Annotated in this window: 19 protein-coding genes; 6 read left to right on the top strand and 13 right to left on the bottom strand. The window is 68.9% G+C overall.

Going from position 1 to position 23,600, the window contains the following annotated elements; translation table 11 throughout:
- Positions 1–94: 94 nt before the first annotated feature.
- The 3 genes from DEIPH_RS13555 to DEIPH_RS13545 all read right to left on the bottom strand — a co-directional run bounded on the left by DEIPH_RS13555 (position 95) and on the right by DEIPH_RS13545 (position 5,649).
- Complete coding sequence (locus DEIPH_RS13555) at positions 95–1,825, bottom strand: ABC transporter substrate-binding protein (RefSeq protein ID WP_034359004.1); 1,731 nt, start codon at positions 1,823–1,825, stop codon at positions 95–97.
- Positions 1,826–2,137: 312 nt separating this feature from the next.
- Complete coding sequence (locus DEIPH_RS13550; RefSeq protein ID WP_051517386.1) at positions 2,138–3,400, bottom strand: VWA domain-containing protein; 1,263 nt, start codon at positions 3,398–3,400, stop codon at positions 2,138–2,140.
- A complete protein-coding gene (locus DEIPH_RS13545) occupies positions 3,397–5,649 on the bottom strand; it encodes a DUF5682 family protein (protein ID WP_034359002.1) in 2,253 nt (750 codons plus the stop codon). Before DEIPH_RS13545 ends, DEIPH_RS13550 begins: the two co-directional genes overlap by 4 nt.
- A 71-nt stretch (positions 5,650–5,720) precedes the next feature.
- On the opposite strand from DEIPH_RS13545, the gene DEIPH_RS13540 reads away from it, so the two are divergent.
- Both DEIPH_RS13540 and vapC read left to right on the top strand, forming a co-directional pair.
- Entirely contained in the window at positions 5,721–5,951 is a 231-nt protein-coding gene (locus tag DEIPH_RS13540) for an antitoxin (protein WP_034358999.1), read from the top strand.
- The gene (gene vapC, locus DEIPH_RS13535) at positions 5,948–6,382 is read left to right on the top strand and encodes a type II toxin-antitoxin system tRNA(fMet)-specific endonuclease VapC (protein WP_235183252.1); all 435 of its coding nucleotides are present in this window, start codon (positions 5,948–5,950) and stop codon (positions 6,380–6,382) included. The genes DEIPH_RS13540 and vapC overlap by 4 nt, the downstream gene beginning before the upstream one ends.
- Before the next feature lie 46 nt (positions 6,383–6,428).
- On the opposite strand, the gene DEIPH_RS13530 is transcribed toward vapC, so the two are convergent.
- From DEIPH_RS13530 to DEIPH_RS13500, 7 genes are all read right to left on the bottom strand, one after another.
- Positions 6,429–7,529: an ATP-binding protein gene (locus DEIPH_RS13530; RefSeq protein WP_034358997.1), complete on the bottom strand. Its 1,101-nt coding sequence runs from the start codon at positions 7,527–7,529 to the stop codon at positions 6,429–6,431.
- Between the two features lie 19 nt (positions 7,530–7,548).
- Complete coding sequence (locus DEIPH_RS13525; protein ID WP_034358996.1) at positions 7,549–9,003, bottom strand: DUF5691 domain-containing protein; 1,455 nt, start codon at positions 9,001–9,003, stop codon at positions 7,549–7,551.
- Positions 9,000–10,385 carry an SWIM zinc finger family protein gene (locus tag DEIPH_RS20840; protein WP_081790924.1) on the bottom strand — a complete coding sequence of 462 codons (1,386 nt, stop codon included), beginning with the start codon at positions 10,383–10,385 and terminating at the stop codon, positions 9,000–9,002. Before DEIPH_RS20840 ends, DEIPH_RS13525 begins: the two co-directional genes overlap by 4 nt.
- 419 nt (positions 10,386–10,804) lie before the next feature.
- A complete protein-coding gene (locus DEIPH_RS19900) occupies positions 10,805–11,362 on the bottom strand; it encodes a hypothetical protein (RefSeq protein ID WP_034358995.1) in 558 nt (185 codons plus the stop codon).
- Between the two features lie 25 nt (positions 11,363–11,387).
- The gene (locus tag DEIPH_RS13510; RefSeq protein ID WP_051517385.1) at positions 11,388–12,455 is read right to left on the bottom strand and encodes an ABC transporter ATP-binding protein; all 1,068 of its coding nucleotides are present in this window, start codon (positions 12,453–12,455) and stop codon (positions 11,388–11,390) included.
- Positions 12,452–14,875 (bottom strand): iron ABC transporter permease, encoded by a 2,424-nt coding sequence (locus DEIPH_RS13505; protein ID WP_051517384.1) that lies wholly within the window; start codon positions 14,873–14,875, stop codon positions 12,452–12,454. Before DEIPH_RS13505 ends, DEIPH_RS13510 begins: the two co-directional genes overlap by 4 nt.
- Positions 14,800–15,807, bottom strand: a complete 1,008-nt coding sequence (locus tag DEIPH_RS13500) for an ABC transporter substrate-binding protein (protein ID WP_034358994.1) — start codon at positions 15,805–15,807, stop codon at positions 14,800–14,802. The genes DEIPH_RS13505 and DEIPH_RS13500 overlap by 76 nt, the downstream gene beginning before the upstream one ends.
- 187 nt (positions 15,808–15,994) lie before the next feature.
- On the opposite strand from DEIPH_RS13500, the gene DEIPH_RS13495 reads away from it, so the two are divergent.
- From DEIPH_RS13495 to DEIPH_RS13485, 3 genes are read left to right on the top strand one after another with little or no spacing between them, the layout of a single operon-like run.
- Positions 15,995–17,314 (top strand): extracellular solute-binding protein, encoded by a 1,320-nt coding sequence (locus DEIPH_RS13495; protein WP_161636070.1) that lies wholly within the window; start codon positions 15,995–15,997, stop codon positions 17,312–17,314.
- Positions 17,301–18,947: a sensor histidine kinase gene (locus DEIPH_RS13490; RefSeq protein ID WP_081790922.1), complete on the top strand. Its 1,647-nt coding sequence runs from the start codon at positions 17,301–17,303 to the stop codon at positions 18,945–18,947. The genes DEIPH_RS13495 and DEIPH_RS13490 overlap by 14 nt, the downstream gene beginning before the upstream one ends.
- Positions 18,944–19,627, top strand: a complete 684-nt coding sequence (locus tag DEIPH_RS13485) for a response regulator (RefSeq protein WP_034358993.1) — start codon at positions 18,944–18,946, stop codon at positions 19,625–19,627. The genes DEIPH_RS13490 and DEIPH_RS13485 overlap by 4 nt, the downstream gene beginning before the upstream one ends.
- Positions 19,628–20,031: 404 nt before the next feature.
- On the opposite strand, the gene DEIPH_RS13480 is transcribed toward DEIPH_RS13485, so the two are convergent.
- The 3 genes from DEIPH_RS13480 to DEIPH_RS13470 form a co-directional block, all read right to left on the bottom strand.
- Positions 20,032–20,268, bottom strand: coding sequence for a glutaredoxin family protein (locus DEIPH_RS13480; protein WP_034358992.1), 237 nt, complete (start codon positions 20,266–20,268; stop codon positions 20,032–20,034).
- A 70-nt stretch (positions 20,269–20,338) separates the two neighbouring features.
- A complete protein-coding gene (locus DEIPH_RS13475; RefSeq protein WP_407636512.1) occupies positions 20,339–20,683 on the bottom strand; it encodes a metal-sensitive transcriptional regulator in 345 nt (114 codons plus the stop codon).
- Positions 20,683–20,892 carry a CopZ family metallochaperone gene (locus DEIPH_RS13470; protein ID WP_034358990.1) on the bottom strand — a complete coding sequence of 70 codons (210 nt, stop codon included), beginning with the start codon at positions 20,890–20,892 and terminating at the stop codon, positions 20,683–20,685. The genes DEIPH_RS13475 and DEIPH_RS13470 overlap by 1 nt, the downstream gene beginning before the upstream one ends.
- Before the next feature lie 170 nt (positions 20,893–21,062).
- On the opposite strand from DEIPH_RS13470, the gene DEIPH_RS13465 reads away from it, so the two are divergent.
- A complete protein-coding gene (locus tag DEIPH_RS13465) occupies positions 21,063–23,573 on the top strand; it encodes a heavy metal translocating P-type ATPase (protein WP_034358987.1) in 2,511 nt (836 codons plus the stop codon).
- Positions 23,574–23,600: the final 27 nt, after the last annotated feature.

The following is a 23,600-nucleotide window of genomic DNA, read 5'->3' as shown; positions in this document are numbered from 1 at the left end:
GGTGCAATGCCTGAGACTTCCCGTCATCCAGCCAGTGCACCGGCTTCCTTGCGGCCCCAGGCCGACCCGGCCGCTCTAACTCTGGCAAGAGCCTTCAATTTTTGCTGAGTTCGCGCAGAAAGGTCCCGGTGAACGAGAAGCTTCGCATCGGGTTATAGGTGCTGGCCGAAACGCCCCGCAGGTTGCTGCGGATGACCCGGACGTTCTGGTCGGCAGGCAGCAAGACAAACGCATTACGGTCGGCGGCTCTCTCCGCCACCTGTCTGTAAAGCCGGGCACGCGCTGCCGGGTCAATGGTGGCCCGCGCCTGGTCCAGCCAGCGGTCCACCTCGGCATCCTTCCAGTTGTTGGACGGGTAGAAGTACCCCTGGCTGGAGTAGAACGTATACATGAAGTTGTCGGGGTCGGCGTAGTCGGCACTCCAGCCCATCGGCAGCAGAATCTCTTCCCCCTTCTGGAAGCGCACGGACTGCTCCGACCAGGGTTCCACCTGGATATTGATGCGGAACTTCGGATTGAGGGCTTCCACGTTCTGCTTCAGGATTTCCAGGGCCGTCTGCCCCAGCACGTGGCCGGTGCGGTAGTTCGCATTGATGACAAAGCCGTTCTTCCAGACCTCGCCTCCCCACGCCTTCTGGAACGCCTGGCGGGCTTCGGCCGGGTTGTACGCGGGGAGTTGCGTGCCCCTGGAATAGCCCAGGAACGTCTCCGGCAGCAGCATGGTCCGGGGCGTGCCCTTGCCACCCTGAACCTCCCTGATAAAGCGGCCATAGTCGAAGGCGGCCACAAAAGCCCGGCGCACGTCAGGGTCACTGAAGAAGTTGGCCGGGATGCCCTTGCCGTCCAGTTTGCCGCTGCCCAGCGCTTCGCTCGGCGTGACCTTGTTGTTCATGAAAAGGGCCTGCGCGGACGCACTGGGCAGCCCGTCCACGACCACCACGCCGGGCCTGCCCCGCAGTTGCGCGTCGACATTGGCGCGGGTGCCGGCCTCGATCAGGTCGGCGTCCCCCCACAGGAACGCCTGTTGCCGGGGCGCCAGCTCGGCGACCTTTTGCAAAAAGACGTTCCGGATGGCCGGGGCCTTGCCCCAGTAGTTCGGGAACGCCTGCAAGATCACGCCGTCCGACTTCGCGCTCACCAGCCGGTATGCGCCGGTCCCACTCGGGTGGAGGCTGAGCTGGCTGCCACTGACATCCTTGCCTACCCAGTCGCGCCAGGTTTTCTCGGTTCCGTCCCATTCCCCCTGCTTGATGGCCCAGTTCCGGTCCAGGACGCCCTGACTCGCGTGGGCCAGCTTGGTCATGAAGGCCGGGTCCACCTTGGCGAGCGTGAACACCAGCCGCCCCTGCGCGTCACACTTCACGGCGGAACGGATGCGCGCCCAGGTGACGCTCTTGTCGTCGGCCGCGTTTTTTGGTGTCCCCAGCAGCGCATCGCTGACAAACCAGTTGGCCGACTCCGGCGAATTGGTCACCAGGTTCCGGCGGTAGGTGTACTCGGCGTCGGCGCAGCGCAGAGGGTTGCCGCTGTGAAACTTGACCCCCTGGCGGAGCGGCACGACCAGCGTCCGGCCCCCGTTCGTGTAGGTGGGCAGTTGGGCGGCCAGCAGGGGCGTCATCTGCGTCAGGCTGGCCCCCTTATATGTCCAGAGGGTCTCGTAGATGTTCTCGACCACCTGGGAACTGAACGTATCGTAGGTGGCGGTGGGGTCCAGGGTGGAGATGCCTGCGGCCTGCTGGACCACCAGCGTGTCACGGGGGGTCGCGGCCAGGGCACCCTGACCCATCAGCAGCGCAACGAGCATGCCGAGCTTCCGGTGGTTCATGTCCTGCCTCCTTGCTCGAGAACGGGGAACATCTGTCGCGGTCCGCCCTGAGGTCAGCGGGGTGCTCAGAAGAAAAGAATAGAAACTTCAGCTGTTCTACCACAGGTGAAGTGGCTCCCGATTTTTCACCCTCCGGGGCAAGATCGCGGGGAACGGGCTGGACGGGGCCGGTGATTCCGGGCGGCCTCCGGAGAACCAGCTGAGACTGACCGGGGAAGCTGCTTGTCCAGAGAACCTGCTGGAATGCTTTTCCCCCTGGCTCCTGCCGCATTCCAGTGGATAGGCCGCCCATCGCCTATTCGCCCCAGCCAGTCAGCTTTCAGGCAGCGGACCCGCCCCGGCTGCCGAGCGGGCCGTCACGATGCCGCGCGAGGCCGCCCAGGCACCGATGTCGGCCCCCTGGAGTGCCGTCGCCATCAGCTCGGGGAAAAAGTCCGGCGTGCAGGCGAAGACCGGAATGCCCAGGGTGGCCAGGCGGGCGGCGTTGCCCTGGTCATAGCTCGGCGTCCCGTCGTCGTCGAGGGCCAGCAAGACGATCACGCGGGCGCCCATCTCTTGGAACTCGTTCAGGCGGCGGATCATCTCGGCGCTGCCCGACCCCTCGTAGAGGTCAGAAATCAGGACGAAGGTGTGCTCCTCGGGGTTTTGCAACAGGCCCCGGCAGTAGCGCAGGGCGAGCGGGGTGTCGTTGCCGCCGCCGAGCTGCACGCCGAACAGCACGTCCACCGGGTCCGCGAGGTGGTCGGTCAGGTCCACGACCGCCGTGTCGTACACGACCACATTCGTCTTCAGGGCCGGGAGGCTCGCCAGCACTGCGCCGAAAATGCCCGCGTACACGACGCTGGACGCCATGCTGCCCGACTGGTCCACGCACAGGGTCACGGCCTTGAGTTGCCGCCGGGCGCACCCGTGGCCCACCAGGCGCTCCGGAATCACGCTGCGGCGCTCGGGGTCGTAGGTGCGCAGGTTCTTCAGCAGGGTGCGGCCCCAGTCCACCTCGTTCTGGCGGGGGCGCAGGTTACGTTGCGAGCGGTTGAGGCTGCCCGTCACGGCGCTGCGCAGCGGCTCGGCGAGGCGGGCCTGAAGGTCGTCCACCACCCGCGCGACCACCTGCCGCGCCAGCGCCTTGGCCTGATCCGGCATGGCGTCCTTGAGGCTGAGGAGGGCGGCGGCCAGATGTACGTCGGGTTGCAGGTGCTCCATCAGCTCGGGTTCGAGCAGCATGGTTTTCAGGTTGAGCCGCTCCACCGCGTCCTGCTGCATGACCTGCACCGCCGACTGCGGAAAGAGGTCGCGGACCTCGCCCAGCCACGCGGCCACGGCAGGGGCACTCTTGCCGAAGCCCACGTTCCGGTGCGACTTGCGGCCTTTCTGGGGCTTTTCGGTCTGCACGGTGAAGGGGGCGCCGTCGTACAGCGAGGCCAGCGCCGCGTCGAGGCGGCGGTCGTGCTCGCCCAGCTCGCAGCCGGTGCCGTCGGCACTTTCGCCGTGCGCGGTTTCGCCGCCCAGCAGCAGGCGCCAGCGGCGCAAGCGTTCCAGTTCGGGGGTCAGGTTCTGTGGGGCGGGTTCGGTCATTGGGCATCTCCATGAGGCAGGGTGGCTCCGAGCAACCGCAGCACGACCGGCACCACCCTGGCCCCCAGGTCGCCATTGACCTGCGTCACCTGTTCGGCGCGTTCCAGCCCGCGCAATTCCTCGCCCAACCTCTTGCGGGCGTGCGGTTCCAGGCGCGAGAGGGCGCGGCGCAGGGGGGGCAGCACCTCGCCGAAAGCGTCCGGGTCGAGTTCCGTCACCCAGGCGTCGAGCAGAGCCAGCACCGCAGGGTCGTGCCGCAGGGTCCCGCCGTCCTCCCCGATAAAGCCGCTCAGCCACGCGGCCACGTCCAGCGGAGGGGCGCCAGGTGCGAGGGCCGCCGCGAGCCGAGATTGCACCTGCCCAGCGTCCAGAAGACAGCGGTCACGCAGGCGGTTCACGGCATCGCCGCGCAGGAGGGGCGCGGTGCCCTCCGCGTCCAGGGCGTGCAGGGCCGTGACCCATTCGGCACTGGCCTCCGGGTCGTCGAGGAGACGCACCGCCGCGTCGGCCTGCGCGATCTGGCCGTGGAGCGTCTGCGCGGCCTCCCCGCCCAGCCCGTGCGCCGCGTTGGGCAGCCCGGCGGCAGCGCGCGCCACCAGGGTGCGGAACACGGGCCGCAGGTCGTCGCCTTCACGCGCCCGCACGTCGCCGTAGCGGGCCAGCCGGGCCAGGGGCGGGAGCGAGAGCAGCAGTGCGGCGGTGTCGGCGTCGGCGGCGCGGGCGTCCAGGCGGGCGAGCGTGAAGGCGGCGGCCCCGGGCAGCCCGCACAGCCGCGTGACTTCCAGCAGCGCCGAGAGCGCCCCCAGATCAGGTGCCCGCCGCGCCTGGGAAACCGCCGCCGTCTGGGCCGCGCGCACCAGCGTATTGCCGTGGCGGCTCGCCTCGACGATGCGCACGCTGAATTCCGGGTCCCAGCGCAGGGTCCAGGCCTCCTTGAAGGTCCCCGTGCCGCTGCTGTGCGCCTCCCTCGCCCACGGCACGCCCAGCAGGTTCAGGCGGTGGAAGAGCTGCGAGCGGTTCAGGCCCGCGTCCTCGCGCAGGTCCAGGGTGAGGTCGCGGGTGGTGGCCTCGCGCTTCAGGCGCAACCGGGCCAGCGTTCCGGCCAGGTCCTGCTCCAGCGGCACGGCGGGGACACCTGAAGGGACAGTGCCCAACGCCTCACCCACAAACAGTTCCTCCGAGAGCAGGCGCAGCGGCGTGTCGGAATCCCAGGCGAAGACGGCCCGCGTGGCGTCGGTCAGCTCGTCCAGGCCCGCAAGGTGACGCCCGCGCAGGGTCGCCAGGGCGTCGGCCAGCCGCACCGCGTCGATGACCTGGGCGCTGGAGGCGTCCAGCCCGTGCCCACGCAGCAGCCGCGCCGAACGGGTCAACCAGCGCTCGCTCACCTGTGCAGGCGTCCCGAAGAGGTGCGCATACCAGCCCGGCGACGTGACGCCCGCCCCGTAACCGCTCGCCTGCGTGAGCCGCCCGTGCGTCCAGGGGGTGAGGGTCAGGGCCACTTTCACTTTGGGCAGCCCCTTGAGGCGTGCCGGGTCGGCCTTCGCCTCGCGGGCCAGCACCTCGGGGGTCAGAGCCGGGGCGTGCCACGCGCCGCACACGACGGCCACGCTACCCTTTTTCAGCGCCGCGCGGATGGTCTGGCGCATCTGCGCTTCTCTTTGGGCCTCGCGGATCAGGTCGCGCCCGGACGTATGCCCGTCTTCGGCCTCGCGCACTGCCGCCATGACCTCGGCAATCGCCGCGAAGACCGCCTCGCCCTCGCCGCGCGACTCGACCAGGGCGTCCCACCAGCGCTCGAAATCGCTGTAGCCGGCGGCCTGAGCCAGCAGCGCGAGAGGGTCCTGGCGCACGGTGTCGGCAGGAGAGGTGGGCGCTGGATCGGCATCCGGGTCGGTCCCGGCTGGGGTCTCCCCTTCCTCCCCCAGCGCGAGGGTCACGCTGGCGGGCAGGTCCATGAAGGCCACCGGCACGCCGCGCGCCAGTGCCCAGCGGATCGCCACGAATTCGGGGCTGAACTCGGCCAGCGGATAGAACACCGAGCGCTCGGGCTGGCCCTGCACGTGGGCCATGACCGCAACGGGGGGCGTCATGGCAGGGTCGTTCAGGAAGGGCAAGAGGTTGTCGGCGTCCACCGGCCCCTCGATGAGCAGCGTGGCGGGCGGGTTGGCCTCCAGCGCCCTTCCCACGCTGCGCGCCGAGCCGGGGCCGTGGTGGCGGATGGGGTAGATGGTGAGGTCAGGTTGGGCCATGAACGAACTCCAGAAGGGGCGAGGAATGCCCGAAATGTATCTACGGTATATACTTACGGCAAGGTGAACCCATGACGCGCAGCCGAACATTCAAGAGCGGCAACAGTCAGGCCGTCCGTATTCCGCAGGAGCTGCAATTGCCCTACGGCGAGGTCGAGATCGTTCGCCGGGGCCGTGACCTGATCATCACGCCGGTTCAGCGGCAAGACGGCCTCGCGATCTTCGAGGCCCTGACGGCCTTTGAAGGCCCCCTCGAACGGGAACAGCCGGCGGCGCAGCAGGAACGGGAAGCGCTGGTGTGACGCCACCCCTGCTCTATCTGCTCGACACCAATATCTGCATCTTCACCATGAACCGCCGCCCGGAGCAGGTGGGCCGCCGGATGCAGGAGGTGACTTCGGCGGGGCACCGGCTGGGCATTTCCAGCGTGACCCTGCACGAACTCTGGTACGGGGTGCGCCGCAGCGGTCGCCCGGACCAGAATGCCGCCCGCCTGTCGGCCTTCGTGGGGACGCTGGATGTCTTCGACTTTGGGAAGGACGCGGCCGAAGCTGCTGCCCAGATTCGGGCCGCCCTGGCGAGCAGCGGCTCGCCCATCGGTCCCTATGACGTGCTGATCGCGGGCCACGCCCAGAGCCTGAACGCGCGGGTCGTCACGAACAATCTTGGGGAGTTCGCCCACGTGCCGGGGCTGCGCTGTGAGGACTGGACGCGGGAGGAGGGGGAAGGCTGAGACGGCCTGAGATTGCCGTCTGTCAGGGCGGCCCTGTGGGACCACCTCAGCTCACCTCCCGACACGCTGCGTAGAACTCCTTCCACCCCGCCCGCTTCTTGACCGCCGTTTCCAGGTACTCGTTCCAGACGGCCTGGTCCTGCACCGGGTCTTTCACCACGGCCCCGATGACGCTGGCGGCCACGTCGCGGCTGCTCAGCTCGCCGTCGCCGAAGTGGGCGGCCAGGGTCAGGCCGTTGGTCACCACGCTGATCGCCTCGGCCACGCTGAGGCTGCCGCTCGGCGTCTTGAGTTTCGTCTTGCCGTCCTCGGTCACGCCCGCGCGCAGCTCGCGGAAGACCGTCACCACGCGCCGGATCTCGTCGAGGGCCGGGGGCAGCTCGGGCAGGCCCAGGCTGCGGCCCAGCGACTCGATGCGGCGCGTCACAATGCTCAGTTCGTCCTCCAAACTGTCGGGCACGGGCAGAATGACCGTGTTGAAGCGGCGCTTGAGAGCACTCGACAGGTCGTTCACACCCTTATCGCGGTTGTTGGCCGTAGCGATTAGGTTGAAGCCGCGCACCGCCTGCACCTCCGTGTTCAGCTCGGGTACCGGCAGCGTCTTTTCCGAGAGGATGGTGATCAGGGTGTCCTGCACGTCGCTCTGCACGCGCGTCAGCTCTTCCAGGCGGGCGATCTTGCCCTGACGCATGGCGTGCATGACGGGACTCTCGACCAGCGCGGCCTCGCTCGGCCCCTCGGCCAGCAACCGGGCGTAGTTCCAGCCGTAGCGGATGGCGTTCTCGTCGGTGCCCGCCGTGCCCTGCACCAGCAAGGTGCTGTCGCCCGAGATGGCGGCGGCGAGGTGCTCGCTCACCCAGCTCTTGGCCGTGCCCGGCACGCCGATCAGCAGCAGCGCGCGGTCGGTGGCGAGGGTCGCCACGGCGATTTCCATCAGCCGCGCCTCGCCCACATATTTCGGCGTGATTTCGGTGTCACCTGCCTGACCACCCATCAGATAGGTCAGGACGGCACGCGGGCTGAGGTTCCATTTGGGCGGGCGCGGGAAGCGGTCGTGCTGCTCAAGTGCAGCGAGTTCGTGGGCGTAGGCCTGCTCGGCGTGCTGGCGCAGGACTTCGGGGGCGGTGTTGCTCTGGGAGGGGGTCATGGGATCACTCCTTGAAGGGCTAGAGGTTCGTCTGGGCGGCCAGGGCGTGACGCCACTCGCGGCGCAGGCGCAAGGTACTTGTCAGGTCGCGCCAGGCCTGCAAGGCGGCATGTTCCCTCTGGGCGTGCTGCTGGCGCTGGCGCTCCTCCCAGTCGGCGGGCGTCTGCCAGGAGGGGAGCTTTTTCGGGAGGGGCGGCAGCTCGAAAGGCAGCGGCGTGGGCGGAGGCAGGGTAAGGTCGGGCGAGAGGCGCTCGCCCAGCAGACCGGCCAGGCCCGGCACCACGCCGCTCTGGCCCTCACGTTGAAAGAGATGGAGTGCGCGCGCGGCCAGGGTGACCTGTAGGTCGACCGGTTCTGCCACGAGGTCCGCCCCTGGATTCAGCAGCAGCGCCCGCACCGCGTCCAGCAGCTTTTCCGGGGACACCTTCGGCTGCCCGGCAAGGTCGCGCAGCCGGGCGCGGGCCGTGGCGGGGTCCAGCGGCTCCGGCACGGGAGGCGGCGGCTCCTGCAATTCATTCGCCAGGGACCAGTGGTGCGCCCTGGCCGCCCTGTGCAGCTCGTCCCAGCTCACGCCGAGGGCTTTCAGGATCAGCGGCGTGGGCAGGGCACCCAGCAGGCGGTGCAGGTCGCCGTCATCGTACTGTCCGGCCCGCGGCTTGCCGAGCGCAGCGGGCAGGTCGAAGGCCCCGAAGGTGATCTTCTTTTTCAGCGGGCCGCTCACCTTGACCGCCTGGGGCAGCAGCGCCAGCAACTCGTCTTGCAGGGGTCCAGGCAGGTGGCCCAGAAGCTGCCGCACCTGTTTTTGCAGTTCGGGCGAGCGGTCGCGCGTCGCCGTTTCCAGCAGGGGGCGGTCCCCGGGTCGCAGGTCGCGGCGCACCAGGGCCAGCAGTTCCCGGCGCCGGTCGGCGGGCTGAGCGGCCCACAGCTCTTGCAATTCCTGGGCAGCCCGCGCCGGGTCACTCCGGCGCAGCTCGGCCAACGCTTCCAGTCTCGCGGCCCAGGCGGCTTCTTCCCCGGCCTTCTGCGCCTGCCGGTGCAGGGGATGGGCGTCCAAGGTGGCCCGCGCCCGCACGTCGGCCAGGGTCCACAGCGAGTGGGCCAGGTCGGGATTCTGACCATGCAGGGCCAGCACCTGCGCGGCATTCAGGGTCCAGCCGTGCGCCGACACCGTCTCCAACGCCGGGGCGGTCAGATCGGCTCGGACCAGCGTGGGCAGCAGGGCCGCCAGGGCGGGCGGCAGCGGACGGTCGGGGCCAGGCAGAGGTGTGGGCGGCGGCGCGGCAGCCTTCAGCAGGGGCGTGCCGGCGCGGGCGTGCAGGCCCAGCAGGGCGGCGCGGCCCAGCAGCCGGGCCTCGGGCGTGTCGCCGGGCACACTCGACAGGGCCTGGGCCAGCGCCCCGGCGGGGGCAGGCAACTCGGCCCGGCTGGTGCCGCGCGTGGCGACCACGGCCAGATCACGCAGGTCGCGGCTCATGCGGGCACTCCAGGTTCGTGCAGGGTTCCGGCGGCCCCCGGCCGGCCCACTTCCGTGGAGACGGCCCCTATCGGCAGGAAGGTCACGCCGTCCCATTCACCGAAATAGGTCCGCATCTGCGTTTCCGCCTGTGCCAGCATGACCCAGAGGTCGGCCTGCTCCACCCGCGCACTCAGGGGAACGGCGTGGCCTTCGGCGTCGCAAAGCTGCGGCGGGTCGAGATGGAGGTACGCCGGGCCGACAAAGGCGCCGATGCGCTCCAGCCAGGGGTTCAGGGCCAGCGCCGCCGCGTACCGCTCCTGCAATTCTGCCAGTGTTCCGCCGGGGAGGGGCAGTGGGGTGGCCGCCACCGCCGCTTCTCCCTGCAGGATGGCCCGCTGGGCGTGGGCCGAGGGCGCGTAGGCCACGGCCGCCGTGAAGGGCTGCTGCGGGGCCAGGGGCAGGGGCAGCGCCTGTCCCGCCGGGGCGAAGTCGAGCAGCAGGGCCAGCCGGGGTTCCTCGCCGGGCTGGCCTTCCCCCAGCAGCCAGGTGCGGCGCACGTTCAGTTTCCCCTCCTCCTCCTGCACCGAGCCGAGGGCCTGCCAGACCTGCGGCGCGGCCGGGGGCAGGCTGGCACGGTCAAGCGGTGCGCCCAGCGCCGTCAGGAGGTCGGCACGCTCAGCTGCGCCCAGGGTGTCCCGCACGCGCCAGCCTTGCGTGAGCAGCCACAGCTGTCCCAGGTGGGCGGTGAGAGCTTCGCCCCCAGGGTCGGCACGGCCCTCGTGCAGCAACTCCGGAAGCTGCCGGACCTGCCGCGCCGCGCCCGCCAGCTGGGCATCGACCAGCCGCGCCGCCTGCCGGTCCCAGTCGCCGTAGGGGCGGGCACGGGCGGCCTGAAGCCCCTCGCGCACGAGGTCACTCAGCCATACTTCGAGGTCCTCCAGCCCCGCCGAACGCTTGCGGTCGCGGGCGGCCTGGGCTTTGGCCTGAGCCTTGGCCTGTGCGGTAGGGTCGGCAGGTTGGTCATCGGGGGGCTGCGCGGCCTTCTCGGCGCGGGCCACGCGGCCCCCCAGCCACCTGGCGAGGTCGGGGGGCGGAGAGGAAGCCTGCCACTCCCCCACCCGTGCGGCATGCAGGAGCAGCAGCCCCAGCGCGTGCTTGCAGGGAAATTTGCGGCTGGGACAGCTACATTTGCTGGCGATCTCGGCGCTGCGGGCATCCACACCCACCAGGTAGGGGTGCGCGCCACTGCCCTGGCATTCGCCCCACAGCACGTCGCCGTCGCGGGCCAGCGTGGGCCATCCGGACGGGCGGGCGAGCTTCTGGGCGGCTTTGGCGCTGCTGCTGTCAGGTGCGAGGGCCAGCGCGATGTCTGCGGTCAGTTGGTCGAGGATCGGGGACAATACGTAAGCTCCTTTTAAATTACGCTTATGACGTAATAGTAATATACAGATCATTTTTCCGCAAGACTGCCTGGCCCCGCACAGCACAGGGCTGGCGGAGGGCTACCGCTCTTTTGCAGTTCCTCCACGGAGGCCACGCGGCGGGTCAGCCGGTGAGCAAAACACGTGGGCGGAGAGGTTCAAACCGCCGCTGGTTTTTAGGCGGCATCAGGAAGTCCGCCGGGATGAGGGTGGAGGTCCTGCCCGCTTCCGGCCTGAGTTCGTTGGCACAAACGAAATCGCCGGTCAGGTCCTCGAACCGGTATCCCTCGTGCTGATTGGCAAGCCGCAAGGTGCCTTCCCCGAACGCCGTGTGGGACGTTCACAGACAAGCCCCGCGCCGCCCTTCCTGGCCGCGCGGGACTCCCGGGAAGACGGCCTTACTCCCCGATCCAGTCGATGGTCTGGGCGGCCTCACGCAGGTTCTTGACTTCCCCAGTCGGCCCGGTGACCTTGAGGGCCGCCGCAGTGCTGGCCGCCGCGTTCAGCAGCAGGGCCGTGATGCCGTCCGGGCCGGTGGTCGTGGTCCCCTTCCAGGTCTCGCCCGGCGCGATGGTGGTCCCCAGGAGCTGTTCGGCCCCGCCACTCTGGCTGGAAATGACGTACACCGGGGCCTTGCCCGTGTTCTTGACTTCCCAGTCGATGGAGACGCCCGCGACCGGCCGACCGTCCTTGTCGGTGGCCCGCAGGGGAATGGAGACTTCACCCACGTCCTCGCTGGCCACCGTGGGGGACGTGCCCGTGCTGACCGGCGAGGTCACCTCCACCTCCTGAATCTCGACCTTCTGGACGGGACCGGCCGGGGTGGCCGGGTTGCTCTGGGCGGGCGGCTGGCTGGGGGCCGTCATACCCGGCGGCAGCGCGGGGATGCTGAAGATGGTGACCTGCGCGGTGGCGCTGGAGAGCAGCAGGGCGGTGGACAGGAACAGGTGGCGCATGGGGTCTCCTTGGGAGGGGGGTGGGTCAGGCGGGCAGGATGTACAGACCGTTACTGCGGAAGGACAGGCGAACGTCGGTCCCGTTCGGCAGCACCGTCGCCTCGGAAGGCGGGGCGATCAGCACCTCACCGGCCGGTGTGTCGATGGTGTATTCGGTGGTGGCCCCCAGATAGGCACCGGACGTGACGCGGCCAGCCAGCCCGGTGTGGCTGAAGGCGATGGCCTCCGGGCGGACCAGCACGCGCACGTTTCCGGTGGGCGCGCCCGGCTGGGTGTAAGGCAGGGTGACGCTCCCGAACGCCAATTGCTGGCCGTCGTAGGTGGCCTGGAGCAGGTTGGCTTCCCCGATAAAGTCGGCCACAAAGGCGTTGGCGGGCCGGCGGTAGAGGTCTTCGGGACTCCCGACCTGCTCGATGTTCCCCGCACTCATCACCACGACCACGTCCGAGATCGCGAGCGCCTCGGCCTGATCGTGCGTGACGTATACGGCGGTGATGCCGAGGTCCTGCTGGATCGCGCGAATCTCGTTGCGCATCTTGCGGCGCAGCTTGGCGTCCAGGTTGCTGAGGGGTTCGTCGAACAGCAGCACCTTGGGCTTCATGACCAGCGCGCGGGCCAGGGCGACGCGCTGTTGCTGCCCGCCCGAAAGCTGGGAAGGCGCGCGGCCCCCGTACCCGCCGAGGCCGACCAGGGCCAGGGCTTCTTCCGCCGCCGTGAGGGGCTGGGGGTGGCGGCCGACGCGCAGGCCATACGCGACGTTTTCCAGCACGCTCAGGTGCGGGAAGAGGGCGTAACTCTGGAACACCATCGTCACGTCCCGCTGGGCCGCCGAGAGCTGGGTCACGTCCTCCCCGTCGATGGAGAGCTGGCCTTCCGTGATGGTTTCCAGCCCGGCGATCATCCGCAGGATGGTGGTTTTCCCGCAGCCGCTGGGACCCAGCAGGGTAACCAGCGTTCCGGGCTGGATATCGAGGCTCACGCGGTTCACGACGGTGTTCCTGCCGAAGCGTTTGGTGATGCCTTCCAGCCGGACGGGGGCGGCCTGGCTGGCCTGAAAGCGGGCGGTCGGGCGGGGTGCGGGAAGCGTGGTCATGAGGTCACCTTGACGGGCGTACCCAGGCGGCTGACGAGCAGGTTCGTCAGGGCGATCACGGCGGCGAGCGTGAAGACCAGCAGGGCGGAGAGGGCGGCGGCGTCCCCGAGCTGCCCGCGTTCCACCATGCTGAGAATCTCGCTGGTCACGACCTTGTGATCCGGGGAGATCAGGAAGATGATCTGCGAGATGGCCGTCATGGCGCGCACGAAGGCGAAGATCAGGGCCGACACCAGCGCCGGGCGGATCAGCGGCATCACCACGCGCAGCAGGGTGGTCACGCTGCTGGCGCGCAGGGTGGTGCTGGCCTCCTCCAGGGCCGGGTCGATCTGCCGCAGGTTGGCGACGGCCGAGCGGATGCCGACGGGCATGTTGCGGAAGACGAAGGCGATCACCAGGATGATCATGGTGCCGGTCAGGTACGCGAAGCCGCTGTTGAGCGCCATCACGTAGCCGATGCCGATGACCGTGCCCGGAACCGCGAAGGAGAGCAGCGAGCCGAGTTCGATGAAGCCCCGCCCGAAGAACTTCTGCCGCGTGATCAGAAAGGCGATCACCACGCTGAGGAGCAGCACCGGCACGCTGCTGATCGCGGCGATCTTGAGGGTATTCAGGAACACCGCCATCGAGCCGGAGGACAGGTTGAGGAGGTGTTCCACGGTGAAGGTGTTGTTGAAGCCCCACAGTTTCACCAGGGCGCCGAACAGCATGCTTCCGTACACCGCGCCGACCAGCAGCACCCAGAGCGTGAACAGCACGAGCAGGGAGCGTTCCAGCGCGGGAGGCAGCGGCGTCACGCCGCCCTGGGTGGGCTTGCCCGTCACGGTTGTGAAGTTGGTGCGGCCCACCCAGGCCTGCTGCACCAGAAACGCCGTGATGCTGAGGGCCAGCAGGACCGTGCCGTACACCGACGCCTCGTTGGGGTTGAACTCGACCGCGAAATACACCTCGGTGGCCAGGAACGACCCGCCCATGATGAAGGGGTTCCCGAAGTCCGCGAGGCTCTCGATCACGGTCAGCAAGAAGGCGTTTGCCAGGCCGGGCCGGACCAGCGGCCAGATCACCGTTTTCAGCACGTGCCAGCGGTTGGCGCCGAGGGTCACGGCGGCTTCTTCCAGCGTGCCGTTCAGGCTCTGCACCACGCCGACCAGCACCAGGTACGCGATGGGCGTGAAGGCCAGCGTCTGCGCGATGCCCACACCCAGCGGCCCCAGCAGCGCGTCGGTGTCCAGGCCCAGGATACTGTGGGTAATCAGCCCCTGGCGGCCCAGCAGGAAGATCAGCGCGAAGCCGATCACGAAGGGCGGCGTGATGATGGGCAGCAGCGAGAAGACCCCCAGCAGCCGCGCCGCCGTGACCCGCCGCCGGGTCAACCACCCCGCCAGCGCGAGGCCCAGCAGGACGCCCAGCCCCTTGAACAGCAGGCCGTAAGCCGCCGTCGTCGGTGTGCTGGACGCCAGTGAACCGACGGCGTACCCGGCCAGCGCCAGCGGCAGGAACAGGTAGGGACCGAAGGGTGCCCGGCTGCGAGCCCCCAGCAGCGCGAAGGCGAACGCGAGCGCGGTCGAGGCGGCGGCCACACTCACCGAGAGCAGCAGGCTATTCCGCAGTGCCCCGAAACCCAGCAGCAAGCTGGCCAGCACGCCGGCACCCAGGGCAGCCAGCAGCGTGTTCCGCAGCACGGCGAGCGCGGGACGGCGCCGCCACAGCGAGAGGGCCAGACCGCCCAACGCCCCCACGGCGGTCCAGATCAGGGCCAGCGTCCCCTCACTGCGCGGCGTGGTGTCGTTTTCGAGGACGAAGAAGGCGGGCGAACCGAGCACCGACCGGAAGGCTTCCAGGCTGAAACCCGTCTCACCGAAGGCCGTCCGCAGCACCTTGACGAGCGGGAACATCACGAACAGGATCAGGAACAGGCCCACCCACAGGGTCGCGCCCGCGATGAAGCGGTCGGCCTTGATGATGCCCGTGTCCGAGAGGGCCATCCCGGTGAGCGACAGCAGTGACAGCGCCGTAACCAGCGCCCCCAGGTCCACCGGCTGATTCCGGAAGACGATGAAAGAGGCCGTGACCAAGAAGCCCGCCAGGCCCACCACCAGCGCGGGCCAGGCCCGGACGGCGCGATTCAGGAAGCCGGCGGCCAGCGAGGCCACCAGGGCCAGCAGCGGCACCCACAGCCAGGGCGCGGCGGGCAGCAGTTCCAGCGCCGTGTCGCCCCCGGCCAGGAAGGCGCGCCCGCTGCGCTGCCAGGGCAGGAACGCGAAGGCGAGCAGCCCCAGCACCGGCCAGACCAGCAACGCGAGCTGAAGGGCGCGCGGCCGGGTCAGGCGGCCCAGCGGGGGATTCAGCGACGTGGCAATGGGAAGACCTCCTTCGTCCAGCGGGAGATGATGCGGTTCCGCGTGGCCGTCTCGCCCCACTTCGCGAAGTCGTAGTCGATCAGCTTGATCTTGTCGAGGTTGGGGGCGGCGGCGGGCACGGGCGTCTTGCTGTTCGACGGGATCTGGAAGGACTCCACCGTGGCGGCGAGCTTCTGAATGTCGGGCCGCAACACGAAGTCGATGAACTTCTTGCCGCCTTCGGGGTTGGGGCCGCCCGTCACCAGGCTCACGCCGCCGATCTCGGTGCCGGTGCCGCTTCTGGGCGCGGCGGCCCGCACCGGGAAGCCCCGGACGTTCTGCGCCACCGCGTCGTGCATGAAGGTCACGCCCACGGCCACCTCACCACGGGCCGCCAGGAATGCCGCGCCCGAGCCGGGGCGGGTGTAGCCGTTGCGGGGAACGTTGTTGTGGATCTTCTTCAGCAGGTCGAAGGCCCTGTCCTCGCCGTAGATCTGGATCAGGGTGGTGATCATGGTGTAGGCCGTGCCGGAGGTGTTGGGGTTCGGCATGGCGATCAGGCCCTTGTAGCGGGGGTCGCCCAGGTCGGTCCAGTCCTGGGGCGCCGGCAGGTTCCGCCGCTTGAGAACCGTGTCATTGACCGCGAAGCCCAGCGCCCCGGTGTACAGCGGGATATAGGCGTTCTTCACCTGCTGGCGGAGTTCGGGATACAGGTCGTTCCAGGCCCTGGGTTTGTAAAAGGTCAGGAGCTTTTCCCTGGTGCCCGTCTCGTGAACGTCGCCGGTGCCGCCGAACAGCACGTCGAAGCCGGGATTGGCCTTCTCGGCGCGCAAGCGGGCCAGCGACTCGCCGGCGGACAGCCGCAGGAACTTGGCTTCCTGGCCCGTCTCCTTCTTGTAGGCGTTGGCGACCACCTGGCACCAGTCGGCCTGTGCGCCGCAGATAAAGGTCACGGCTCCCTGGGCCGAAGCCGTGGCCGCCGAGAACAGCGCGAGCGTGAGCAGACGTTTCATAGCAAAACCTCCTGAACAGAAAGGGGACGGGCGCTGGACTGGCCGCCGTGAGGTCGGCCAGCGAAACGGATTGTGGTGTTGCCTTCAAAGTCTGCGGCCCCAGGCTGGCCCGCTCAAGCTTTGGTTCATAGAGTTCATGTGCCGGGGTCCGCCGCCCCCGGACGGGCGCTCTACACTGTGGGGCAGCATGTTTCCAAGCTTGTGGCGCAGAGTGGTCGTCCTGTGGCGGCTGGCGCTGGCGCTGGCCTGCCTGGGAAGCGCCAGCCTCGCGGGGCCGGTCCGGGTGGAGTTCTGGCACATTTTCTCGGACGCGCCGCGTGCCCGCTGGATGCAGGAACGGGCGGACGCCTTCAACCGCGCGCATCCGGACATCCAGGTCGTTCCGGTCGCCCACACGAGCTACCCGCAGGTCTTTCAGGCCCTGGCGACCGCCGCGCGCACAGGCAAGGCCCCCGCGCTGGTGCAGATCTCGGAGGCGGGCACGCAACTGGCCGTGGACAGCATGCTGTTCCGCCCGCTCCCGCCCCAGGTGGCCCGGCAGTTCGGGGATTACCTGCCCGCCGTCCTGCGCTACTACACCGTGGGCGGGCGGCTGTACGGCATCCCCTTCAACACGTCCTCCCCGGTGCTGTACGCCAACCGCACCCTGTTGCGGCGTGCCGGCCTCGGCGACGCCCCGTTGCCCCGGACCCTGGAGGAACTGACCCGGACCTGCGACGCGCTGAAACGGGCGCGGGTGCCGGCCAGGTGCCTGACCTTTCCGGTCGACGCCTGGTACTTCGAGCAGTGGGCCGCCCAGGGGGGGGCGCTCTGGGTGGACGGGCAGAATGGCCGCCGGCAGCGGGCCACGCAGGCCTACCTGGACAGCGAGGCGGTCGCCCGGCCCCTGCGCTGGCTCCAGCAGATGAACGCCGCCGGGTATTACCTGAACCCCGGGAAGCCCGAGGACAACGCCGGCTCGACCCAGCTTTTCCTGAAAGGGAACGTGGCGTTCCTGCTGACCTCGTCTTCGCGGATCGGTCAGGTGCTCGCGGGCAGCCGGCAGGGCGGCTTTCAGGTGGACGTGGGCGTCATGCCGGTCCCGCAGGGCAGCCCCCGGCAGGGTCTGGTGGTGGGGGGCAGCAGCCTGTGGATTCCGCGTGAGATTCCCGCCCGGACCGCTGCCGCCGCCCAGGCTTTCGCGCTGGACCTGACGGGCACCGCCAACCTGGCCGCCTGGCACCGGCTGAGTGGCTACGACCCGCTGCGGGCGAGCAGCGTGAAGCTGCTGCGGCAGCAGGGGTGGTTGCAGCCCGGCACCGCGCATGCCGCCGCGTTCGAGCAGTTCCGCGCGACCCGGCCCACACCCGCGACCTCCGGCGCCCTGTTCGGCAGTTTCTATGAGGTCAGGGCCGTGCTGCACGCGTCCATCGACCGGGTGCTGAAGGGGGCCGACGTGACCGGCACCTTGCGGGCCGCCAAGGCGCGGGCAGACCAGATTATCCGGGCCTACAATGCGCGCTTCTAGCCTGCCTGCCCCCCGCCCCCGGCGGTCCGCCGCGAGGGAACTCGCCGCCGCCACCGTCCCCCCGGCCCGCTGGCGGCGCCTGAGGATGTGGCAGCGCTTCTTCCTGAGTCAGGTCGGCGCGTTCACGCTGCTGATGCTGGTGCTCGCCGCCGTGCAGTACACCTCGCTGAACGACCGGACCCGCCTGGAGTTCGGCGACCGCGCGCTGATGATCTCCCGCACCCTGGCGGACATGCCGCTGCTGGTCACCTACTTCACCCGTCCCGACGTGCCCGTCACGCTTGACCCCCTGCTGGAGCGGGTCCGGCAGGACATCGGGGCCGACTTTCTGGTGGTCGGGGGGCGGCTGGGCATGCGCTACGCCCATCCCTTTCCGCCCGCGCTCGCCGCCCGCCTCAGTGAAAGCGGCAGCGACGACGTGCTGGCCGGGGGGGACCCGGTCGAGGTGGGCGTGGGGCAGTTCAGGGACTTCATCTGGGGGAAGGCGGAAATTCGCGGCGCGGGGGGTGAGGTGATCGGCCTGGTTTCTACCGGTTTCCTGCTGCCCACCGTCCAGGCGGGCATCGGCCGCGTGATGCGGGGGCTGCTGCCGTGGTACGCGTTCGGGCTGCTGTTCGCCCTGCTGAGCAGCCTCTACCTCAGCGGGCGCCTGCGGCGGGATCTGTTCGACCTGGAACCCGATCAGATCTCGGGGCTGATGGCCCAGCACCACGCCGTTCTGACCGCCCTGCGCGAGGGCGTGCTGGTGATCGCCGATCAGCAGGTGATCCTGGCCAACCAGCGGGCGCTGGATCAGCTCGGCGTGACGGGCGTCGCCGCGCTGCCGCCCCTGCCGGTCCTCTGGCCGGAGCTGCACACGCTATTGCAGTCAGAAGGAACCCGGCCATTCCGTGAGCAGCCGTCCTCCTGGAAGAGGCAGGCCATGCTGGTTTCCCGCTATCCCCTGCCCCACGCGCAGCAGGTGGTCCTGTTCCGCGAACGTGCCGAGGCGGTCCAGCTCGCCGAGGAGCTGACCCAGACGCGGCAGTACGTGGACCTCCTGCGCTCCCAGACGCATGAATTCACCAACCGCCTGCACACCATCGCGGGCCTGATCCAGCTGGGCCTGCCAGAGCTGGCGCTCCAGATCATCGGGCGGGAAGCTGTTCAGGCCCAGCACGCCAGTGACAGCGTCGCCGGCATCGCCCCGCCCCGGCTGGCCGCCCTCCTGGTGGGCAAGATCGCGCGCGCCCGTGAACTGGGTGTGGCGTTTGGGGTGGACGCCGCCTCCGCCCTGGGGGATCACTGGCCGGAGAACGTGGTGGACGTGCTGGTGCTGACCGTGGGCAACCTGATCGAGAACGCGTTCGACGCGGCCCTGGGGCAGCCCCAGCCCCAGGTGACGGTGGTGGTGGGCGAGGACGCCGAGGGGTTACAGGTCGAGGTGCGCGACAACGGCCCCGGTATCCCGCCCCAACAGGTGCCCTCGCTGCCTCTGCGCGGCTTCAGCACCAAGGGCGAGGGACGGGGCCAGGGCCTGCACCTTGCCCATCAGCAACTGCTGACGGTCCAGGGCGCACTTCAGTATCTCCGTGTTCAGGAGGAATCCGTGTTTATTGTCAGTATTCCCAGCCTGCCGGAGGGCGGGGCATGAGTGCGCCGCCCAGCCGCGTCCTGATCGTCGAGGACGACGAGATCGTCCGCACCATTCACCGGACGCTGGTCCAGGCCACGCCCGGCTTTCTGGTCGTGGGCGAAGTGGGGACGCTGGCGCAGGCCGAGCGCGACCTGGGCACCGTGCCCGTAGACCTCCTGATCGTGGATATCTACCTGCCGGACGGTTCCGGCCTGGACTGGGTGCAGCGCCTCCCACGGACCGGCACCGCGCCGGACACGATCATGATCACCGCCGCCAACGACCTGAGAACGGTGCAGACGGCGGTGCGCAGCGGTGTGCTCGACTTCCTGATCAAGCCCTTCGATCACGCCCGGCTGGCCGCGGCCTTGCAACGCCACCAGCAGCGCCGGTTGACACCTTCGCCGGCGCAACTCACCCAGCACGCCGTGGACCGTTTGCTGCGCCACGATCCCGTGACGCGTCTGCCCAAAGGCATCGATGCCCTGACCTTACAAAGAGTGCAGCTTCTCCTGGAAAAGCGGCCGGAGGCGCTCAGTGCCGAGGCGGCCGGACAATGCCTGGGGGTCAGCCGCATCACCGCCTGGCGCTACCTCGAATACCTGGTGACGCTGTCCCTCGCCGAGGTGGATGTCCAATACCAGCCCACTGGACGGCCCCTGAAGCTGTACCGGCACTGCGTGCCCAGAAGTGGCTGAGGCGGCCATGCCCGCTTTCCCTGTCCGAAGCGCCCGGCGCGCAGTGATCAGCTGGCGCATGTAGAGAGCCGCCCGGCCCGCCCTACTTTTCCTCGCCCGGCAGTAAGAATGGCGGTTCCTTCGACTCGGTCCCGGTCGGTTCCGGGGGCGCTGGGGACAGGGCAAGACGATGGCAGGCTTGCGTCTCAAGGTCGCGCGCCTCGTCCTGGTGCACAGCCTCAAGTTCCTTTGTTCGCGGTTAATCACCAACCCGCTTCTGACGTCAGGTTGGGGTTAACCCCAGGTACGCGTGCGCTCGCTGTGCACCGGGCTGGTGGCCCTGGTGTCCGCCGTGGTCATGCGTCGTCACGTCTGCCACCTGTCCAGCGGTTACCGCGGCCGGTGCTGCCCACTTCTGCCCAGGGTCAGCCGAGGAGGGCTTCGATCTTTGGCCGCTGCTGGTCAAAGGTGCCGTAGAAGAACTGCTCGCCAACCACCGTGATGGGGGCGACGCGCACGCCGTACCGCGCTTTTGCCTCGTCCGCGACCGCCGGAATGGTCAGGTCCCGTTCCTCGAAGGGAATGCCGCGCCGGTTGAACCAGAGGCGCAGGGCATGGCAGTCCGGGCAGGTGGGTGTGGCGTACAGGATGACGTTTGGCATGGGGAACCTCACGACAACAAGGGGGCAGACCCGCGTCCGCCCCCTTGAGAGATATGACATGTGGGTGGCTTCAGATGTACTTGAAGACTTCCATCAGCTCGTCGACGATTTCCTTCTCGTCGCCGCGCGTCGCCGCGGTCGCCACGTGCGATTCGAGGTGCCCGCGCAGGATCACATTTGCCGCGCCGTCCAGCGCGCCCTGCACGGCCTTGATCTGCCGCAGGACATCCACGCAGTACACGTCCGGGTCTTCCAGCGAGCGGCGGATGCTTTCCAGGTGCCCGCGGGCGATGGCGAGACGACGCGCGGCGCGCTTGCGGCTGTCCTCCGGCATGCAGAGGTGATGGCCCGTGTGGCAGCTCTCCCCCTGGGGGGAGGTCATATCCAGCAGCTCGGCGGTCGTCTCCCCCGCCATTACGGGTTCGCCACCTGGGCGCCGTAGCCTTCCTCGACCACGGCGGCGACAAGCTGCTGAGGTTCGGCGTTGCCCTGCACGACGGCCTTGCTGGCCCCCAGGTCCACCTGGGCATCGGTCACGCCGGGAACGCTCTTGAGGGCCTTGGCCACACCTGCCTGGCAGTGGCCGCAGGTCATACCGGTGATGTTCAGTTCAATCTGGGTCATGGCTTTCCTCCTGAAGAAAGATTATACCCTCCCCCCTGGGGTGTCAAGGCGGTTACACAGGAAGTGCGTCTTACGCGGACCTGTAGCCGCAACCTCTTGACCATCCCCCTCCCACGGGCTTATCTTCTGGGTATCGGTAATCCCCCCAGGGGGGATAGGAGGAAGTGAAGATGACAAAGACCATCGAACTCGGCGTGCAGGGGATGACCTGTGCCAGTTGCGTCGGAAGGGTCGAACGCGGCCTGAAGAAGGTGGCGGGGGTCGAGAGTGCCAGCGTGAACCTCGCCACCGAGCGGGCCACCGTCGCCTACGACCCGGCGATCACCACGCCTCAGGTTCTGCTGGACAAGGTGAAGGACGTCGGCTACGAACCCGTGGTCAGCAGCGTGGAACTGGGCATCCAGGGCATGACCTGCGCGAGCTGCGTCGGCCGGGTCGAGCGGGCGCTGAACAAAGTCGACGGCGTGCTGAGTGCCAGCGTGAATCTCGCCACCGAACGCGCCAGCGTGACTTACCTTCCCTCCAGCGTCAGCCCCGGTCAGCTCAAGGCGGCCATTCGTGACGCCGGGTATGAGGTGCTGGAAGAACAGGCGGGCGTGAGCCGCGAGGACCAGGAACGCGAGACGCGTGCGCGGGAAGTGAACCACCTCCGCAATCAGGTGCTGTTCAGCGCCGTCTTCGCCGTGCCGCTGATGCTGCTGGCGATGGTGCCGATGCTGGTCCCGGCCGTGAACGACTGGCTGATGACCACCTTCGGTCCTGGCGTCATGACGGCCCTGAACTGGGTCATGCTCGCCCTGGCGCTCCCCATCCAGTTCGGCCCCGGGCTGCGCTTCTACCGCCTGGGCTGGAAGAGCCTGAAAGGCAGGTCGCCCGACATGAACGCGCTGGTGATGATCGGCACCACGGCCGCGTTCCTGTACTCGCTGGTTGCCACCGTCCTGCCCGGCATCTTCCCGGAAGGCACCGCGCACGTGTATTACGAGGCGTCGGGCGTCGTCATCACGCTGATCCTGCTGGGCAAGTACTTCGAGGCCATTGCCAAGGGGCGCAGCAGCGAGGCCATGAAAAAGCTGCTCAGCCTGCAAGCCAGGACGGCGCGGGTCGTGCGGAACGGGCAGGAACTCGAACTTCCGACTGACGAGGTGCTGGTGGGCGACCTGATCTCCGTCCGCCCTGGGGAGAAGATCCCGGTGGACGGCGAGGTGGTGCAGGGCGCCAGCTTCGTGGACGAGAGCATGATCACGGGCGAACCCGTCCCGGTGAGCAAGCAGGCCGGTGCGCCTGTGGTCGGCGGCACCATCAACCAGAACGGTGCCCTCACCTTCCGTGCAACTCGCATCGGTGCCGACACGGCGCTCGCGCAGATCATCAGGCTGGTGGAGACGGCCCAGGGCAGCAAGCCGCCCATCCAGGGCCTGGCCGACCGGGTGGTCGCGGTGTTCGTGCCGGTCGTGCTGGGCATCGCCGCGCTGACCTTCCTGCTGTGGCTGATGTTCGGTGGGCAGACGGCCCTGAGCTTCGCGCTGATCACGACGGTCGCGGTGCTGATCATCGCCTGCCCCTGCGCGATGGGCCTGGCGACCCCGACCAGCATCATGGTGGGTACCGGCAAGGCCGCCGAGTTGGGCGTGCTGTTCAAGGGCGGCGGCGCGCTGGAAGGCTTGCAAGATGTACAGGTAGTCGCCGTGGACAAGACCGGCACCCTCACGAAAGGCCGGCCCGAACTCACCGACCTGGTGACGGCCCCCGGCTTCGACCGCGTCAACGTCCTGAAGTTGGTTGCTGCCGCTGAAGAGCAGAGCGAGCACCCCATCGCCCGCGCCATCGTGGACGCGGCGAGGCGCGAAGGTGTGGCCGCCCTGAAGCCTGAGGCCTTTGAAGCAGTGCCCGGCTACGGCCTGGAAGCGCGCGTGGAGGGCTGCCTCGTGCAGGTGGGGGCGGACCGCTACATGACCCGGCTTGGCCTGGACGTGAACGCCTTCGCGGGGCAGGCCGAACGTCTGGGCGACGAGGGCAAGAGTCCGCTGTACGCCGCCATTGACGGCCAGCTGGCCGCCGTGATCGCCGTCGCGGACCCGATCAAGGACGGCAGCCAGGAGGCCGTGAACGCCCTGCACCGCATGGGCCTGAAGGTCGCCATGATCACCGGGGACAATGGGCGCACCGCGAACGCCATCGCCCGTCAACTCGGCATCGACGAGGTGCTGGCCGAGGTGCTGCCCAGCGGCAAGAGCGACGCCGTGAAGGCGTTGCAGGCGAAAGGCAGCAAGGTGGCCTTCGTGGGGGACGGCATCAACGACGCGCCCGCCCTGGCCCAGGCCGATGTGGGTCTCGCCATCGGCACCGGGACGGACGTGGCCGTAGAAACCGCCGACGTGATCCTGATGTCGGGCGACCTGCGCGGCGTACCGAACGCCTTCGCGCTCAGCCGCGCCACCCTAAGGAACATCAAGCTCAACCTCTTCTGGGCCTTCGCGTACAACATCATCCTGATTCCCGTCGCGGCGGGCGTGCTGTACCCGGCCTTCGGCGTCCTGCTCAGCCCGGTTCTCGCTGCGGCGGCGATGGGCTTCTCCAGCGTCTTCGTCCTCTCCAACGCGATGAGGCTGCGCGGCTTCCGGCCCCCCGTGAAGCCTGACGCCGTTCCCGTAGCGCAGCCCACCCCTGTCCACGCCTGAAGTTCCCCGGCGCGGGAGGCACGCCGC

This window comes from Deinococcus phoenicis, from assembly GCF_000599865.1.
Classification (GTDB): domain Bacteria; phylum Deinococcota; class Deinococci; order Deinococcales; family Deinococcaceae; genus Deinococcus; species Deinococcus phoenicis.
Note: the sequence above shows the minus strand (reverse complement) of the source record. Positions and strands in the feature narration are given on the sequence as shown.